The sequence below is a fragment of the Pseudomonas silensiensis genome, assembly GCF_050434865.1.
Taxonomy (GTDB): domain Bacteria; phylum Pseudomonadota; class Gammaproteobacteria; order Pseudomonadales; family Pseudomonadaceae; genus Aquipseudomonas; species Aquipseudomonas fluorescens_W.
On sequence record NZ_JBNDJH010000008.1, the window covers coordinates 180,387 to 195,425 of the forward strand.

Annotated in this window: 10 protein-coding genes and 1 pseudogene; 6 read left to right on the plus strand and 5 right to left on the minus strand. The window is 59.8% G+C overall.

All coding sequences use genetic code 11. The annotated features are described in order from the left end of the window. Window positions 1-54: 54 nt before the first annotated feature. Both QF010_RS14215 and QF010_RS14220 read left to right on the plus strand, forming a co-directional pair. On the plus strand, window positions 55-855 hold the full coding sequence (locus tag QF010_RS14215) for an endonuclease/exonuclease/phosphatase family protein (RefSeq protein WP_033054724.1): 801 nt from the start codon (window positions 55-57) through the stop codon (window positions 853-855). 431 nt (window positions 856-1,286) lie between these two features. Further along, window positions 1,287-2,360, plus strand: coding sequence for an autotransporter domain-containing protein (locus QF010_RS14220; protein ID WP_033054722.1), 1,074 nt, complete (start codon window positions 1,287-1,289; stop codon window positions 2,358-2,360). 64 nt (window positions 2,361-2,424) lie between these two features. On the opposite strand, the gene glgB is transcribed toward QF010_RS14220, so the two are convergent. From glgB to QF010_RS14235, 3 genes are all read right to left on the minus strand, one after another. Beyond that, a complete protein-coding gene (gene glgB / locus QF010_RS14225) occupies window positions 2,425-4,656 on the minus strand; it encodes a 1,4-alpha-glucan branching protein GlgB (RefSeq protein ID WP_429533350.1) in 2,232 nt (743 codons plus the stop codon). A gap of 2 nt (window positions 4,657-4,658) precedes the next feature. Beyond that, window positions 4,659-8,000 carry a maltose alpha-D-glucosyltransferase gene (treS, locus tag QF010_RS14230; RefSeq protein ID WP_033054720.1) on the minus strand — a complete coding sequence of 1,114 codons (3,342 nt, stop codon included), beginning with the start codon at window positions 7,998-8,000 and terminating at the stop codon, window positions 4,659-4,661. A gap of 233 nt (window positions 8,001-8,233) precedes the next feature. Beyond that, window positions 8,234-10,231: an alpha-1,4-glucan--maltose-1-phosphate maltosyltransferase gene (locus QF010_RS14235; RefSeq protein ID WP_429533351.1), complete on the minus strand. Its 1,998-nt coding sequence runs from the start codon at window positions 10,229-10,231 to the stop codon at window positions 8,234-8,236. Window positions 10,232-10,461: 230 nt separating this feature from the next. Between QF010_RS14235 and QF010_RS14240 the strand changes: the two genes are divergently transcribed. After that, window positions 10,462-10,671, plus strand: a complete 210-nt coding sequence (locus tag QF010_RS14240) for a hypothetical protein (RefSeq protein WP_429533352.1) — start codon at window positions 10,462-10,464, stop codon at window positions 10,669-10,671. On the opposite strand, the pseudogene QF010_RS14245 reads toward QF010_RS14240, so the two are convergent. Continuing rightward, window positions 10,622-10,738: pseudogene (locus QF010_RS14245) on the minus strand (MgtC/SapB family protein); the annotation flags it as partial. The gene QF010_RS14240 and the pseudogene QF010_RS14245 sit on opposite strands and share 50 nt — an antisense overlap. Window positions 10,739-10,815: 77 nt before the next feature. Between QF010_RS14245 and QF010_RS14250 the strand changes: the two are divergent. From QF010_RS14250 to mapR, 3 genes are all read left to right on the plus strand, one after another. Next, complete coding sequence (locus tag QF010_RS14250; RefSeq protein WP_429533353.1) at window positions 10,816-11,049, plus strand: DUF3203 family protein; 234 nt, start codon at window positions 10,816-10,818, stop codon at window positions 11,047-11,049. Window positions 11,050-11,244: 195 nt separating this feature from the next. Beyond that, window positions 11,245-12,675, plus strand: coding sequence for a cytochrome c oxidase accessory protein CcoG (ccoG, locus tag QF010_RS14255; RefSeq protein ID WP_429533354.1), 1,431 nt, complete (start codon window positions 11,245-11,247; stop codon window positions 12,673-12,675). A gap of 169 nt (window positions 12,676-12,844) precedes the next feature. Further along, window positions 12,845-14,254 (plus strand): GntR family transcriptional regulator MpaR, encoded by a 1,410-nt coding sequence (mapR, locus tag QF010_RS14260; RefSeq protein ID WP_429510083.1) that lies wholly within the window; start codon window positions 12,845-12,847, stop codon window positions 14,252-14,254. A 20-nt stretch (window positions 14,255-14,274) separates the two neighbouring features. Here mapR and QF010_RS14265 read toward each other — a convergent pair whose 3' ends face one another. Next, window positions 14,275-15,021 carry an SDR family oxidoreductase gene (locus tag QF010_RS14265; RefSeq protein ID WP_033054710.1) on the minus strand — a complete coding sequence of 249 codons (747 nt, stop codon included), beginning with the start codon at window positions 15,019-15,021 and terminating at the stop codon, window positions 14,275-14,277. Between the last annotated feature and the right edge of the window lie 18 nt (window positions 15,022-15,039).

Genomic DNA, 15,039 nt, shown 5'->3' on the forward strand with positions numbered 1-15,039 from the left:
GCCCGCCGCTGCATCAGTCGCATACATAACCAGCCCTGATTCAGAGGAGTGAACGTGACCAGTGATTCCAAGTGGCAGGCCGTCGACTCATCTCCATTGAATACGCCCCCGGCGATTCATCGACTGAGAGTGCTGACAGTCAATACCCACAAGGGTTTTACCGCACTCAACCGACGTTTCATTCTCCCGGAACTGCGTGAAGCGGTACGCAGTACGTCGGCGGACCTGGTGTTCCTGCAGGAAGTCGTCGGTGAACACGACCGCCATTCCTCTCGCTACAACGATTGGCCGCAGACCTCACAATATGAGTTCCTGGCCGACAGCATGTGGAGCGACTTCGCCTACGGTCGTAACGCGGTCTACCCCAACGGTCACCACGGCAACGCCCTGTTATCCAAATACCCGATCCGCGAACACCGCAACCTCGACGTCTCGATCACCGGCCCCGAACGCCGCGGCCTGCTGCATTGCGTGCTGGATGTGCCGGGGCACACTGAAGTCCATGCGATCTGCGTGCACTTGAGTCTGTTGGAAAGCCATCGCCAGTTGCAGCTCCAGCTCCTGTGCCAACTGCTCGAATCCTTGCCCGACGATGCGCCGGTGATTATCGCCGGCGACTTCAACGACTGGCAGCTGCAAGGCAACACCGCCCTCGCCCGACGCGACTACCTGCATGAAGCCTTCGAGCGCCACCACGGCCGACCGGCCAAAACCTATCCGGCGCGCTTCCCGCTGCTGCGTCTGGATCGAATTTATCTGCGCAATGCCAGCAGTCATGAGCCACGAATACTGGGGCACAAGCCCTGGACGCATTTGTCGGATCACTTGCCGTTGGCGGTAGAAGTGCATCTGTAGCGGTTCAACCACGAACCGAAACGAATGTTCGGTTTCAGCCTCATTATTGACAGTAATAAACAGCGAGAATCAGTCAGCAAATTAGCTGGACAAAGGCCGCTCGAAGACCGGCTGTCGGCTGGTGAGCGGCTCTGATTCGCGGGTTTCGCGATGATTTTTCGTACAAACAAGAACTTAGATAAACGCCAAAAAACAATTAGTTGCATAGGCCAAATTAGCCATACCGCTCATCGTTCATTTTCTTGACGCAGTGGCATCGCTCTTCTTAGCTTCACGTTACTACCCCCGGAAATATCACCCGGGGCACCCCCCCAGACTCCCGCGAAATCGGGCGGCCAGAGGCTTGCCCCACTACATTCGGTCGCCCCTCATTCAGGGTAGGAGAGAGACGCCAGAGCGAGATACGGCATGCGATTGCAAGGTAGACCGCCATGAAAACTTCATTCACCCAACAAGAGATCAAAGTTACTTTTTGCGCTGTCTCGAGTTCACTCCTTCTGTGCTCGTCCATGGATGTACAGGCAAGGCCTGCAGAAGATGAAACCACGCCTTGGTACCGTCAGGATGTTCCGGTCATGACCTTGCCAGCCGTCACTTTCACCACCCCCTACCCCGGCCGCTTCAACGCCGCCTCCGATACACGAACTTCGCACCTGATCATCGAAGACGCTGCGCCTTCGGCCTGGGATCAGGTGTATGGAGAGGCCTCGCGGCAGGCGCAAACCGATGTTCTGGCTCAGGGGTTTGCTATCCCTGGCAGTAGCGAATTCAAAGGTCCGGCGATCCTGACTCTGCAAAGCGGTAGCGGTAATACCCAGCGGGTCGGACTGGTTGGCGGCACCACTCAGTTACAAGGCAACAGCAACGGGCTGCTGACCGGTCGCGCCTTTGCTGACCCCGGCAACGACACCCTCAACCTCGAAGGCCAGAGCCTCGGCGCCTACTGGAGCCTGACCGGGCCCCAAGGCTGGCACGTGGATTTGACGGCCAGCGGCGGCCGGGTCAACGGCTATAGCCTCAATGACCAGGGCGCCCGGCAAGCGACTGAGGGCAGCGCGGTGACGCTGTCGGTAGAAGGTGGTTTCCCCATCGGTCTTAGCGATCACTGGGTAGTGGAACCCCAGGCACAGTTAATCAATCAACGCATTACCCTGGACACCCCGTATGCCGGGTCAGGCAATGCCTCGTCCAGCGATCTGACGTCCTGGAGCGGCCGGGTCGGTGCACGGTTGAAAGGTAGTTACGACATCAACGGCCTGGGGGTCGAACCCTATGTGCGAACCAACTTGTGGCACACGGTGTACACCAGCGATACCGTGAACCTCGATCAGGTCGAGAAGATCAGCAGCAGCCGCTATTCATCGACCGTCGAAGTGGGTTTGGGCCTGGTGGCCAGAGTGACACCCGCCGTGAGTCTCTACGTCAGCGCCGACTACAGCAGTAGTGTGGATGACAATGATTTGAACGGGCTGATTGGGAGTTTGGGTGTGCGGATGCGGTGGTAGAAATATCAAGAGACCTGATCGTTCCCACGCTCCGCGCGTGGGAACGATCAGTATCAGAAGAAGCCTAGCCCTCCGGACGCAGCATCAACACCGCCAACGGCGGCAGGTTCAATACCAACGAGAGGGGCTGGCCATGGCTCGGCTCCTCCTCGGTAAACGCCCCGCCGCTGTTGCCATAGTTAGAACCGGCGTAAGTGGCCGCATCGCTGTTGATCACCTCGGTCCAGCGCCCGGCAAACGGTACGCCGATGCGATAACCCTCACGCGGCACCGGCGTAAAGTTAGCCACCACCAACACCGGCCGCCCATCCCTGCTCCAGCGCATGAAGGCGTAGACGCTGTTGATTGCATCATCACCGATCAGCCACTGGAAGCCTTGCGGCGCGTCGTCCTGATCATGCAGCGCCGGCTCTTCGCGATACAGCCGATTGAGATCGCCGACGAGTTTCTGCACACCTTTGTGTTCCGAGTACTGCAGCAAGTACCAGTCAAGTTGCTGATCGTGGTTCCACTCACGCCACTGACCAAACTCGCAACCCATGAACAACAGCTTCTTGCCCGGATGCGCCCACATGAAACTGAGGTAGGCGCGCAGGTTGGCGAATTTCTGCCAGCGATCGCCGGGCATCTTGTCGATCAGCGAGTGCTTGCCGTGTACCACCTCGTCGTGGGAGATCGGCAGGATAAAGCGCTCGGACCAGGCATACACCAGACCGAAACTCAGCTCGTTGTGGTGATGGGCGCGGTACACCGGGTCCTGCTGGATGTAGTGCAGCGAATCGTGCATCCAGCCCATGTTCCACTTGTAGTCGAAACCCAGTCCGCCCTGTTGCGTGCCCTGGCTGACACCCGGCCATGCGGTGGACTCTTCGGCAATCACCAGCGCGCCGGGGGCTTCAAGGTTTACCACGTCATTGAGATGGCGCAGGAAGTCGATGGCTTCGAGGTTTTCCCGACCGCCGTGGCGGTTTGGCACCCATTCGCCGGCCTTGCGCGAGTAATCGCGATACAGCATCGAAGCCACGGCATCGACCCGCAGGCCGTCGACGTGGAAATGTTTGAGCCAGTGCAGCGCCGAGGCCAGCATGTAGCCGTGCACTTCGGTGCGGCCCAGGTTGTAGATCAGCGTGTCCCAGTCCTGATGGAAGCCTTCCTGCGGGTTGCCGTATTCATACAGCGCGGTGCCGTCGAACTGCGCCAGGCCGTGGGTATCGGTCGGAAAATGCGCCGGCACCCAGTCGAGGATCACGCCGATGTCGGCCTGGTGGCAGGCATTGACGAACGCGGCGAAGTCATCCGGCGACCCGTAACGGGCGCTCGGGGCAAATTGCGACAGCAGCTGATAGCCCCAGGACCCGCCGAACGGGTGTTCCATGATCGGCATCAGCTCGATGTGGGTAAACCCCAGATCCTTCACGTAAGGAATCAGCCGCTCGCCCAACTCATGCCAGGTGTACTGGCGGGCGACCTCGCCCAGATCATCCAGCTCACATTGCCACGAGCCAGCATGCAATTCGTAGATCGACAGCGGCGCACTCGGGCGATGACGGTCGCCCCGGGATTGCATCCACTCCTGATCCTGCCAATCGATGCTCAGCGGCGAAGCGACTTTTGACGCGGTGTCCGGCGGCAGCGAGGTGGCCAGCGCCATCGGGTCGGCCTTGAGCGGCAGAATGCCGTGGGTGCCGAGGATTTCGTATTTGTACGTTTCCCCCGCTTGCATGCGCGGGACGAAAATTTCCCATACACCGGTCGGATGACGCAGGCGCATCGGGTGCCGGCGACCGTCCCAGTTGTTGAAGTCACCGACCACCGAGACCCTTTTGGCGTTCGGTGCCCACACGGCGAAACGCACGCCATCGACACCGTCGACCGTTTTCAGCTGCGCGCCCAGGCACGCGCTGAGATCGCGGTGATTGCCTTCGGCGAACAGGTACAAGTCCATCTCGCCGAGCAACGGGCCAAAGCTATAAGGGTCCTCGGAAACCTGTTCGCCGCCGGCCCAGCGGGTTCGCAGCAGATACGGCTGCGCCCGTTCGAAGTGCCCGACGAACAGACCCGGTGTCTGGGTAGACTCAAGGTTGCCGAGTTCTTCCCCGGAGTCCTTGGCCAATACCTGCACGCTCAAGGCGTCCGGTAAATAGGCCCGAATGAATTGCCCACCATGACCATCGCCGTGGGGGCCAAGAATTGCAAAGGGGTCGTGATGTTCGGCGCGAACCAATGCGTCGATGTCCCGCGATCTGGGCAGCAACGCTTCTTTAGCGTGACCCTGTTCCTTGTTCGAGAAACTCATGACTACTCTCCACCAAGATCGGAAAAGGGTTTAAGCCCACTCAATAACCCATACAATCCGTGCAACGGCACGGGCAACCATGTGGGGCGATTTTCTGCCTCATAGGCCACTTCATACGCTGCCTTCTCCAGGCTGAACAACGCCAATGCGGCGTCCTCGCCTTCCGGATCTTGCCATGCATGAGCAAGACTAGCTGCCGCCAGCCGATAAGCGTCGACAAATGCTTGTCTTGCTTCATTTAAATAGCGATCAGCGACACGCTGACGAGCGGCTTGGGCATCGGCCGTGTTGTCGACGTTGTGCACGTTGATCGCCATCGCCGCAGCATAGTCAAAGGAGCGCAATACGCCACTGACATCTTTGTACGGGCTGTGTTTGCCCCGTCGCTCAGGCAGCGGCCGCGCTGGCTCGCCTTCGAAGTCGATCAGGTAGGCGTCGCCCTTGATCACCAGCACCTGGCCCAGGTGCAAGTCGCCGTGGACGCGAATGCGCAGACCACCGACGGTTTTTTTGCCCAGCTCCTGAACATGACTGAGGATGGCTTTTTTGTTGTCCAGTAAACGAGTGACCAAGGCTTTGTCTGCCGGGTTCAATTCGCCTTGATGCTGTTTGAGCAACTTCAGCGCGTGCTCCAGTTGCGCCGACACGTCCTTGGTGCAGGCCAGGACATCTTTCTGGCTGGTGACCTTCGGGGTGAAGTCCGGGTTGTCGCTGGGCGCCGCCAGCACTTGGTGCATTTCACCGAGACGCTGACCGAGCATGCTGGCGAAGTCTTTTAGTTCACCCAAGGCGTTGTAGTGTTGCTCCTGCTCGGACATGGCGTCTGCCAGCTCGTCGCGCAGCGCCCGTTCGAGGTTGTTCTGGGTCCATTCCCAGGCGTCGCCCTGATTGCTCAAATAGCCTTGCGCAATCATCAGCAGATTGTCCTCACCCGCCGGATCGCGGCGAACCACCGAACCCAGCAGCGGCGAGATATTGCGGAAACCGGCGTGAGTCAGGAACGCGCTCATTTCCAGTTCCGGGTGCACGCCAGTCGCGACCTTGCGGATCAGTTTCAGCACCAGGCTGTTGCCGATCACCACCGAACTGTTGGACTGTTCGGCGGACAGGTAACGCACTTCCGATTCCCCGGTCAGACCGAGTTTCGCCAGTTCCCACGTCGGCTCAAAGCAGATATCGCCCGCACTGGAGGGCAGTACGGTATTACTTTGCATGCCCTGCAATACCGCATGCACAAAGGTGTCGAGACTGAAGGCATCAGTGATCAAGCCGACCTGACGCACGCGCCGGACCCGGGACAAGGCCAGTTGCTGAGGCAGCGCAGCACCCACCTGATCTTCGGAGATAAAACCGAACGGCAACTGATAGCGGCTGGTCTGGCCGCCACTGGTGACGTCGATTTCACTCAACAACACGGGGTGCAGCGGATCGCCGAAGCGCACGCCGTAAGCGATGTTGACCTGCTCGATGGCCGCGTCCTTGCCGGCAAACCAGCGGCGATTCTGCAACCAGTTCGGCAAGATGCCCTGCTCCAGCGTGTCGCGGGACGGTGCTTCGAGCAGTTCTTCCATGCGTTTCTTCAACACCAGCGTGGTGAAGTCCGGCAGGCTTTGCGCCGGTTCCACGTGCCAGCTCGGCATCTGGTTTTCCGCCGCCAATGCGAACCAATAGAAACCGTAAGGCGCCAGGGTCAACAGGAAATTCAACTGACCGATCGGCGGGAAGGCGTTACCGCCGAGCATCTCCACCGGCACCATGCCGACGTAGGCCGACAGGTCCAGCTCCGCCGCTTGCGCGCTACGGGACACGTTGGCCACGCACAAAATGATTTCGTGCTTGCCGTCCGGTCCGGTGAATTCCCGGGTGTAGGCCAGGATCCGGCGGTTGCTCGGCGAGAGCATTTTCAGGGTGCCACGACCGAAGGCCTTGGACTGCTTGCGCACGGCGAGCATGCGCCGGGTCCAGTTCAGCAACGAATGCGGGTCGCCGGCCTGGGTTTCGACGTTGACCGACAGGTAACCGTATTGCGGGTCCATGATCGGTGGCAGCACCAGGCTGGCCGGATCGGCGCGGGAGAAACCGCCGTTACGGTCAATCGACCACTGCATTGGCGTGCGCACACCGTCACGGTCGCCAAGGTAGATGTTGTCACCCATGCCGATTTCATCGCCGTAATACAGGGTCGGCGTACCGGGCATCGACAGCAGCAAACTGTTCAGCAACTCCACACGACGACGGTCGCGCTCCATCAACGGCGCCAAGCGGCGGCGAATGCCCAGGTTGATCCGCGCCCGACGGTCGGCCGCGTAGTAATTCCACAGGTAATCGCGTTCCTTGTCGGTGACCATTTCCAGGGTCAGCTCATCGTGGTTGCGCAGGAAAATCGCCCACTGACAGTTAGCCGGGATCTCCGGGGTCTGACGCAGAATGTCGGTGATCGGGAAACGGTCTTCCTGGGCCAGCGCCATGTACATGCGCGGCATCAGCGGGAAGTGGAACGCCATGTGGCATTCGTCGCCGTTCAGGCCTTTGGCATCGGTGTCGCCGAAGTACAGTTGCGTGTCTTCCGGCCATTGGTTGGCCTCGGCCAGCAGCATGCGGTCCGGGTAATTGGCGTCGATTTCGGCACGGATCTGCTTGAGGACGTCGTGGGTCTCGGGCAGGTTTTCGTTGTTGGTGCCGTCGCGCTCGATCAGGTACGGAATCGCGTCCAGACGCAGACCGTCGATGCCCATGTCCAGCCAGTAGCGCATCACCGACAGCACGGCTTTCATGACTTGCGGGTTATCGAAGTTCAGGTCTGGCTGGTGGGAATAAAAACGGTGCCAGAAGTACTGACCGGCGACCGGATCCCAGGTCCAGTTGGACTTTTCGGTGTCGAGAAAGATGATGCGGGTGCCGTCGTACTTTTGATCGTCATCGGACCAGACGTAGAAATCCCGTGCCGCCGAGCCTTTTTTGGCCTTGCGCGCGCGCTGGAACCAGGCGTGCTGGTCCGAGGTGTGGTTGATGACCAGTTCGGTAATCACCCGCAGGCCACGTTCGTGGGCTTCTGCGATGAACCGCTTGGCGTCGGCCATGGTGCCGTAGTCGGGATGCACCCCACGGTATTCGGCAATGTCGTAGCCGTCATCGCGCCGTGGCGAGGGATAGAACGGCAGCAACCAAATGGTGTTGACACCCAGGTCGGCAATGTAATCGAGTTTGGCGATAAGACCGGGAAAGTCGCCGATCCCGTCGTTGTTGGAGTCGAAAAAAGACTTAACGTGAACCTGGTAGATCACCGCATCCTTGTACCAGAGCGGGTCCTTGATAAAGGTGGCAGCCTTGGGTTTCTTCGCCATTTGTAACTCCTGTTGAATTCGATATTGCCACTGGGCCCACCACTCATTTTGGTGAGGCGGCCTCTGTGGCGAGGGGATTCATCCCCGTTCGGCTGCGAAGTAGTCGTATACGTTTGATCTGGTTAACGCGGTGTTTGGGCTGATTGGGGGGCCGCTTCGCAGCCCAACGGGGATGAATCCCCTCGCCACAGAAGCCCTCTCACCACAGAAGCTCCCTCGCCACGAGAGCAGTCTCAGGAAATGCTGATTCGCCAGATCCCGAACGGTTGATGCGTCGGGTCTATCCGCATGAATTGGTACTTGCCGTGCCAGGTCCAGCGATGACCGCTCATCAAGTCTTCGCCCTGGGTGCTGGCGTCGTCGGGCAAGCCCATTTCCCACAGCGGCAATTCGAAGTTCGCTTCCTGGACGTTATGCGGATCAAGGCTGACAGCCACCAGAATGAAATTGCTGCCATCCGCGCTGCGTTTGCCGAAATACAGAATGTTGTCGTTCCAGGCGTTGTAGACCTTCAGGCCCAAGTGCGTGTGCAGCGCCGGGTTCTGCCGGCGGATGCGGTTGAGCTGGGCGATCTCGGCAATGATGTTGCCCGGCGCGTTGAAGTCCCGTGGGCGGATCTCGTACTTCTCGGAATTGAGGTACTCCTCCTTGCCCGGCACCGGTGCCGCTTCACACAGTTCGAAGCCTGAATACATGCCCCACAGACCGGAGCCCATGGTGGCCAGCGCCGCGCGGATCAGAAATCCGGCACGCCCCGACTCATGCAAAAACGCCGGGTTGATGTCCGGTGTGTTGACGAAGAAGTTCGGCCGGAAGCATTCGCGCCACGGTGACTCATTGAGTTCGGTGAAATAGGTGGCCAGCTCGGACTTGTTGTTACGCCAGGTGAAGTAGGTGTAGCTCTGGGAGTAACCGACCTTGCCCAACCGCGCCATCATTGCCGGGGTGGTGAAGGCTTCGGCGAGGAAGATCACCTCGGGGTACAGCGCTCGCACATCAGCGATCAGCCATTGCCAGAACGGCAGCGGTTTGGTGTGAGGGTTGTCGACGCGAAACAGCTTCACGCCCTCCTCGACCCAACCCACCACGATGTCGCGCAACTCGACCCACAGACTCGGAATCGCATCGGTGGCATAGAAATCGACGTTGACGATGTCCTGGTATTTTTTCGGCGGATTCTCGGCGTATTTGATCGTGCCGTCCGGCCGCCAGTTGAACCAGCCCGGATGCTGCTGCAGCCATGGGTGATCCTGGGAACACTGAATCGCGAAGTCGAGGGCGATTTCCAGCCCATGGTCCGCGGCTGCCGCGACAAGCCGACGGAAGTCCTCGCGGGTACCCAGTTCGGCGTGAATGGCTTCGTGCCCGCCCTCTTCGCTGCCGATGGCATACGGACTGCCCGGATCGTCCGGCCCGGCGGTCAGGGAATTGTTCGGGCCTTTGCGGTAACTGCGGCCGATCGGGTGGATCGGCGGGAAGTACAGCACATCGAAGCCCATGTCCTGAATCATCGGCAGCCGCGAATGCACATCGTTGAAGGTGCCATGACGGGCCGGATCGTCAGTGATCGAACGGGGAAACAATTCATACCAACTGGCGAACTGCGCCAGGTCTCGTTCGACGTCGAGCGGGTACTCAGGGCTGATGCTCAAATAGGCACGATGATTGGCCTGCGCCATCAGCTCGGCGCTACGTTGGTGCAGAAACAGCTCGACCTGCTCGATTTCGAGCAGACCCGACAATTCATGGTGCAACGCCGCCAGTTGTTCACTCAGCGGCCCTTCGGTACGTTCGGCGGCTTGCTGGACCAGCGTTCGCCCCTCCTGCAACTCCAGGCTGATCGGCACCCTGGCGGCATGTTTTTTCTCCAGCTCATAACAGAAGCTGGCGAACTGATCGATCCAGGCTTCGATGCAAAACACATAACGGCCCTGGCGCGCGACCTGGAACTGGCCCTGCCAACCGTTATTGCCCAGGTCGGCCATGACCTCGCTTTGCCAGGTCTCGTCACCGTCGGCGTGCCAGCGCACTCGCACGGCCAACTTGTCGTGACCATCGGCAAACACTTTGCTGGTCACCACCACGTCCTGACCCACCACGGCTTTGACGGCGAACTGCCCGCCATCAAGGGTCGGCATGGTGTCTTCGATGGCGATGCGCGGCAGCAGTAAAGCCTGCGACAGCGGCATATGAGGGTTGTAGTTGAGCTCTGTCGGTTTTTCAGCAGTCATCGAGCATCTCTCCTTTACGCCCCATGGACGCTCTTGTGTCTGTGGCTTGTAACAAGATAGCCATCCCGCAGGATCGTCCGCCCCGGAATGAACTCACTTAGGTTCCGAGCGACAGGCACCGGTAAAAGTTCACGAGGATTTGCCTGGGCCTTCGGTGGAATCAATTCCTTTACACAGTGGTCAACACACTTAAGCACGACTTACGCCATGTGCCACTGGAGGCTACATTCATGAGCATTCCGATCCCTGCCGAAACGCCTGATCCAAACATCGACAGCCCGACCATTCCGTCGACCGAGCCTGAACCTGTGCCTGAGCAAGACCCGCCCGGTACTGCCCCGCCTCCTCGGGAAGAGCCACCGAGCACCATGCCGCTGGTGGTTGTCACACCTACGGGGAATCGCGTTCCAGCATTTTTACGATCTTCGGCATCACGCTGAAGATAGCCAACGCCAGCAGCGTGCTAAGCACCGCCGCCTCTCGCCCCAACCCGGCGGCCGCGTCGACCATTAATCGGTTGCACAGAACGATGATCCTCGGCTGTGTCCTAACACTTAAGAACCCGCAGAAAAAAGGACACTTTCATGACTGTGCGCATCGAAAACCAGACCTGCTTCTTCATTACCGAGAACGGCGAAGAAATTCGTTTGTGTCCCGACGTCACCATCATTACCGACTCGGAAAAAGCCATGTCGGCGGTGGAGCTCAACGGCCAGCGCTTCTACATTACCGAAGCAGAAGCCGACGCATTGACCGTAGCAGGCGCAGTCGACGGGCGTAAGCATTTGAAGGCCACCGACAGTGATTCGGTGATTTGACTGACCCGGATCAACAACCCCCGCAGACGCTTGATATAGGCACCTGCGTCCCGTTGCAGCGGGTGCATCAACTTGTCGCAGGAAGCGGTTCAACGTCCATCTGATCCGCTTTTTATTGCAATAGGTGAGTCTGTTATGCAAACAGATCGCCGCTCATAGTGCTCATGCCTGATGGAGGCTGATGAGCGAAAGACCATGAGCGATAGAATCCCCGTCCGAATTGTTGAAAGTGCCCCGCTGGTGCAAAGCTACGAGCCTTCGCGTCCAAAGATGAAGGCCAAGTCCAGCGACAACCTGATCCACACCCGCAGCTTCACCGGTCTGTTCCGCACCCTGCGCATCAGCGGCGCGGGGTTTCTGTTTTTGCTGTTTTTCGGCACCGTGTGGTTGAACTGGGGCGGCCGCCAAGCGGTGCTCTGGGACCTTTCCGAAAGCAAATTCCACGTCTTCGGCGCCACCTTCTGGCCGCAAGATTTCATCCTGCTGTCGGCGCTGCTGATCATTGCCGCGTTCGGACTGTTTGCGATCACCGTGTTCGCCGGGCGAGTCTGGTGCGGTTACACCTGCCCACAGAGCTCCTGGACCTGGATCTTCATGTGGTGCGAGAAGATCACCGAAGGCGAACGCAACCAGCGGATCAAGCTGCAAGCCGCACCCTGGGGCCTGAACAAACTGATCCGCCGTTCGGCCAAGCACACCTTGTGGCTGGCCATCAGCCTGTTGACCGGCCTGACCTTTGTCGGCTATTTCACCCCGATCCGGCCGCTGGCCGAAGAACTGCTGACCTTGCAGATGGGCGGCGTCAGCCTGTTCTGGGTGCTGTTTTTTACCGGCGCGACCTACATCAACGCCGGTTGGCTGCGTGAAGCGGTGTGCATGCACATGTGTCCGTATGCGCGGTTCCAGAGCGTGATGTTCGACAAAGACACCCTGACCATTTCCTACGACGTGGCCCGTGGCGAAAACCGTGGCCCGCGCAAACGTGACGTGGCACCGGCTGAAGTCGGCCTCGGTGATTGCATCGACTGCCAGGTGTGCGTGCAGGTCTGCCCGACTGGCATCGACATCCGTGACGGCTTGCAGATGGAATGCATCGGTTGCGCCGCGTGTATCGACGCCTGTGATTCGATCATGGACAAAATGGGCTATGCCCGCGGGCTGATCAGCTACACCTCGGAGCATCAATTGCAGGGTGGCAAGACTCATTTGTTGCGGCCGCGTTTGATCGGCTACACCGCCGTCCTGCTGGTGATGATCGGTGCGCTTGCCCTGGCGCTGGTGGAGCGGCCGATGGTCTCGCTGGACGTGAGCAAGGACCGTGGTTTGTTCCGTGAGAACAGTCAGGGGCAGATCGAAAACATCTACAGCCTGAAAGTCATCAACAAGACCCAGCAACGTCAGGCTTACCGTCTGACCCTGGTCGATGGCGACGGCTTCCTGCTGCAAGGCAAGACCGAACTGAGCCTGGCACCGGGCGAGATTGTGGATGTGCCGGTGTCGGTGGCAATGACCACGGAACGGCCGAGCAGCAGTTCGCAGACGATCAGCTTCAAGATTGTCGACAGCGATGAGCCAGAGATTTATAGCGTGGCGAAGAGCCGGTTTGTTGCGCCGATGAATCGGTGAGCCTTTAAGATGCAATCCTCTGTCAGATGCAGTCCTCTGTGGCGAGGGAGCTTGCTCCCGCTCGGCTGCGTAGCAGTCGTAAATTCTGGGGGCGCTTCGCACCCCAGCGGGAGCAAGCTCCCTCGCCACAACAGCGCACCAACTGAATAACTTCAAACCAGGCCCTCCGATGAAACGCTACGAAAAATTCGCCGACGACATCGCTGAACTGATCCGCTCCGGTGTCCTCGGCCCCGGCCAGCGCGTGCCGTCGGTGCGCTACGCCAGCCAGACCTACGGGGTCAGCCCGTCCACGGTGTTCCAGGCCTACTACCTGCTCGAACGCCGCGGCCTGATCCGCGCTCGCCCGCGTTCCGGCTACTTCGTCAACGCACACGCACCGAGCCCGTTCTCAGAGCCGGTGATCAGCAGTCAGGTCAACGAGTCCACCGAAGTCGACGTCAGCGAACTGGTGTTCTCGGTCCTGGACTCGATCAAGGACCCGAACACCGTGCCCTTCGGCTCGGCCTTCCCCAGCCCGACGCTGTTCCCGTTGCAGCGCCTGTCCCGCTCCCTGGCCAGCGCCGCCCGCGAGATGGACCCGCGCATGGTCGTCACCGACATGTCGCCGGGCAACCCGCAACTGCGTCGACAAATCGCCCTGCGCTACATGGTCGGCGGTCTGATGCTGCCCATGGAGGAACTGCTGATCACCAACGGCGCGCTGGAAGCGCTGAACCTGTGCCTGCAAGCGGTCACCGAGCCTGGCGATCTGGTGGCCATCGAAGCCCCGGCGTTCTACGCGTGCCTGCAAATCCTCGAGCGGCTGAAGCTCAAAGCCGTGGAAATCCCAGTGCATCCTCGCGACGGCATCGACCTTGGGGTACTCGCGCAAACCCTGGCACGGCACCCGATCAAGGCTGTCTGGTGCATGACCAGTTTCCAGAACCCGATGGGCGCGACGATGCCCGAGGCGAAGAAACAGGAACTGGTTGAGCTATTGCGCAGCCATCAGGTGCCGTTGATCGAGGACGATGTCTACGCCGAGCTGTATTACGGCCAGCAGGCGCCGAAACCGGCCAAGTCTTTTGATACCGAAGGGCTGGTGATGCATTGCGGCTCGTTCGCCAAAAGCCTGGCCCCCGGCTACCGCATCGGTTGGGTCGCCGCCGGGCGCTATGCACAGAAGATCGAACGGCTGAAACTCATGACCTCGCTGTGCGCGTCGATGCCGGCCCAGGCCGCCATTGCCGATTACCTGCAACACGGTGGCTACGACCGGCACTTGCGAAAACTGCGCTACGCCCTGGAAGAACAGCAAAGCGCCATGCTCGCCGCTATCGCGCGCTACTTCCCGGCGCAAACCCGCGTGAGTCAACCGGCCGGCGGTTACTTCCTGTGGCTGGAATTGCCAGCGCAGATGGATTCGCTGAAGTTGTTTCAGATGGCGTTGGCACAAGGGATCAGCATTGCGCCCGGGCCGATTTTTTCACCGACCCAGCGCTTCAGGAATTGTATCCGGCTGAATTACGGCAGCCCTTGGGATGAAACTGCCGAGAAAGCGATGGAGACGTTGGGCCGGATTGTGCGGTCGTTCTAACCACACCTACCCGATCAAGGTTAGCGTCCGCCGCCGAGATCAACGAATGTCCCGGTCGCATAGGAAGCCTTGTCCGACAGCAACCACACAATCGCCTCAGCCACTTCTTCCGGACGCCCGCCCCGAGCCATCGGAATCGCCGACTCCAGCTTGCTGACCCGATCCGGGTCGCCGCTCAATGCGTGGAAATCGGTAAAGATGTAACCAGGGCGCACCGCGTTGACGCGAATGCCTTCGCCGGCCACTTCTTTGGACAGACCGATGGTGAACGTATCCAGCGCACCTTTGGAGGCGGCGTAATCGACGTATTCATTTGGCGCGCCCAGGCGTGAGGCGACCGAGGACACGTTAACGATGCTGCCACCCTGCCCGCCATGCTTGGGCGACATGCGCAGGATCGCGTGTTTGGCGCAGAGGATCGGCGCCAGGACGTTGGTTCTGAGAATTTTGAGAATACGGAATTCCGACATTTCATCGATCCGCGACTTCTGCCCGACGGTGCCGGCGTTGTTCACCAGTGCAGTGACCCGGCCCAACTCCGTATCCACGCGGTGGAACAGCGCGATCACTTCATCTTCGATGCTGACGTCAGCGCGCACCGCGATGGCTTGGGCGCCGAGGGCGCGGACTTGTTCCAGCACAGTTTGCGCAGCGGATTCGTCGGCCTGGTAGTTGATGCAGATCCGATAGCCTTGTTCGGCGGCCAACAGGGCTGTCGCGGCGCCGATACCGCGGCTGCCGCCAGTGATAACGATGACTTTGTCCATGCGAAATGTCCCCCATTC

What these genes read in the sequence shown, in the direction of transcription:
- treS (WP_033054720.1), bottom strand. Translation starts at nt 8,000, where the DNA reads ATGGCGAAGAAACCCAAGGCTGCCACCTTTATCAAGGACCCGCTCTGG.
- QF010_RS14250 (WP_429533353.1), top strand. Translation starts at nt 10,816, where the DNA reads ATGACTGTGCGCATCGAAAACCAGACCTGCTTCTTCATTACCGAGAAC.
- QF010_RS14265 (WP_033054710.1), bottom strand. Translation starts at nt 15,021, where the DNA reads ATGGACAAAGTCATCGTTATCACTGGCGGCAGCCGCGGTATCGGCGCC.
- mapR (WP_429510083.1), top strand. Translation starts at nt 12,845, where the DNA reads ATGAAACGCTACGAAAAATTCGCCGACGACATCGCTGAACTGATCCGC.
- QF010_RS14235 (WP_429533351.1), bottom strand. Translation starts at nt 10,231, where the DNA reads ATGACTGCTGAAAAACCGACAGAGCTCAACTACAACCCTCATATGCCG.
- glgB (WP_429533350.1), bottom strand. Translation starts at nt 4,656, where the DNA reads ATGAGTTTCTCGAACAAGGAACAGGGTCACGCTAAAGAAGCGTTGCTG.
- QF010_RS14220 (WP_033054722.1), top strand. Translation starts at nt 1,287, where the DNA reads ATGAAAACTTCATTCACCCAACAAGAGATCAAAGTTACTTTTTGCGCT.
- ccoG (WP_429533354.1), top strand. Translation starts at nt 11,245, where the DNA reads ATGAGCGATAGAATCCCCGTCCGAATTGTTGAAAGTGCCCCGCTGGTG.
- QF010_RS14240 (WP_429533352.1), top strand. Translation starts at nt 10,462, where the DNA reads ATGAGCATTCCGATCCCTGCCGAAACGCCTGATCCAAACATCGACAGC.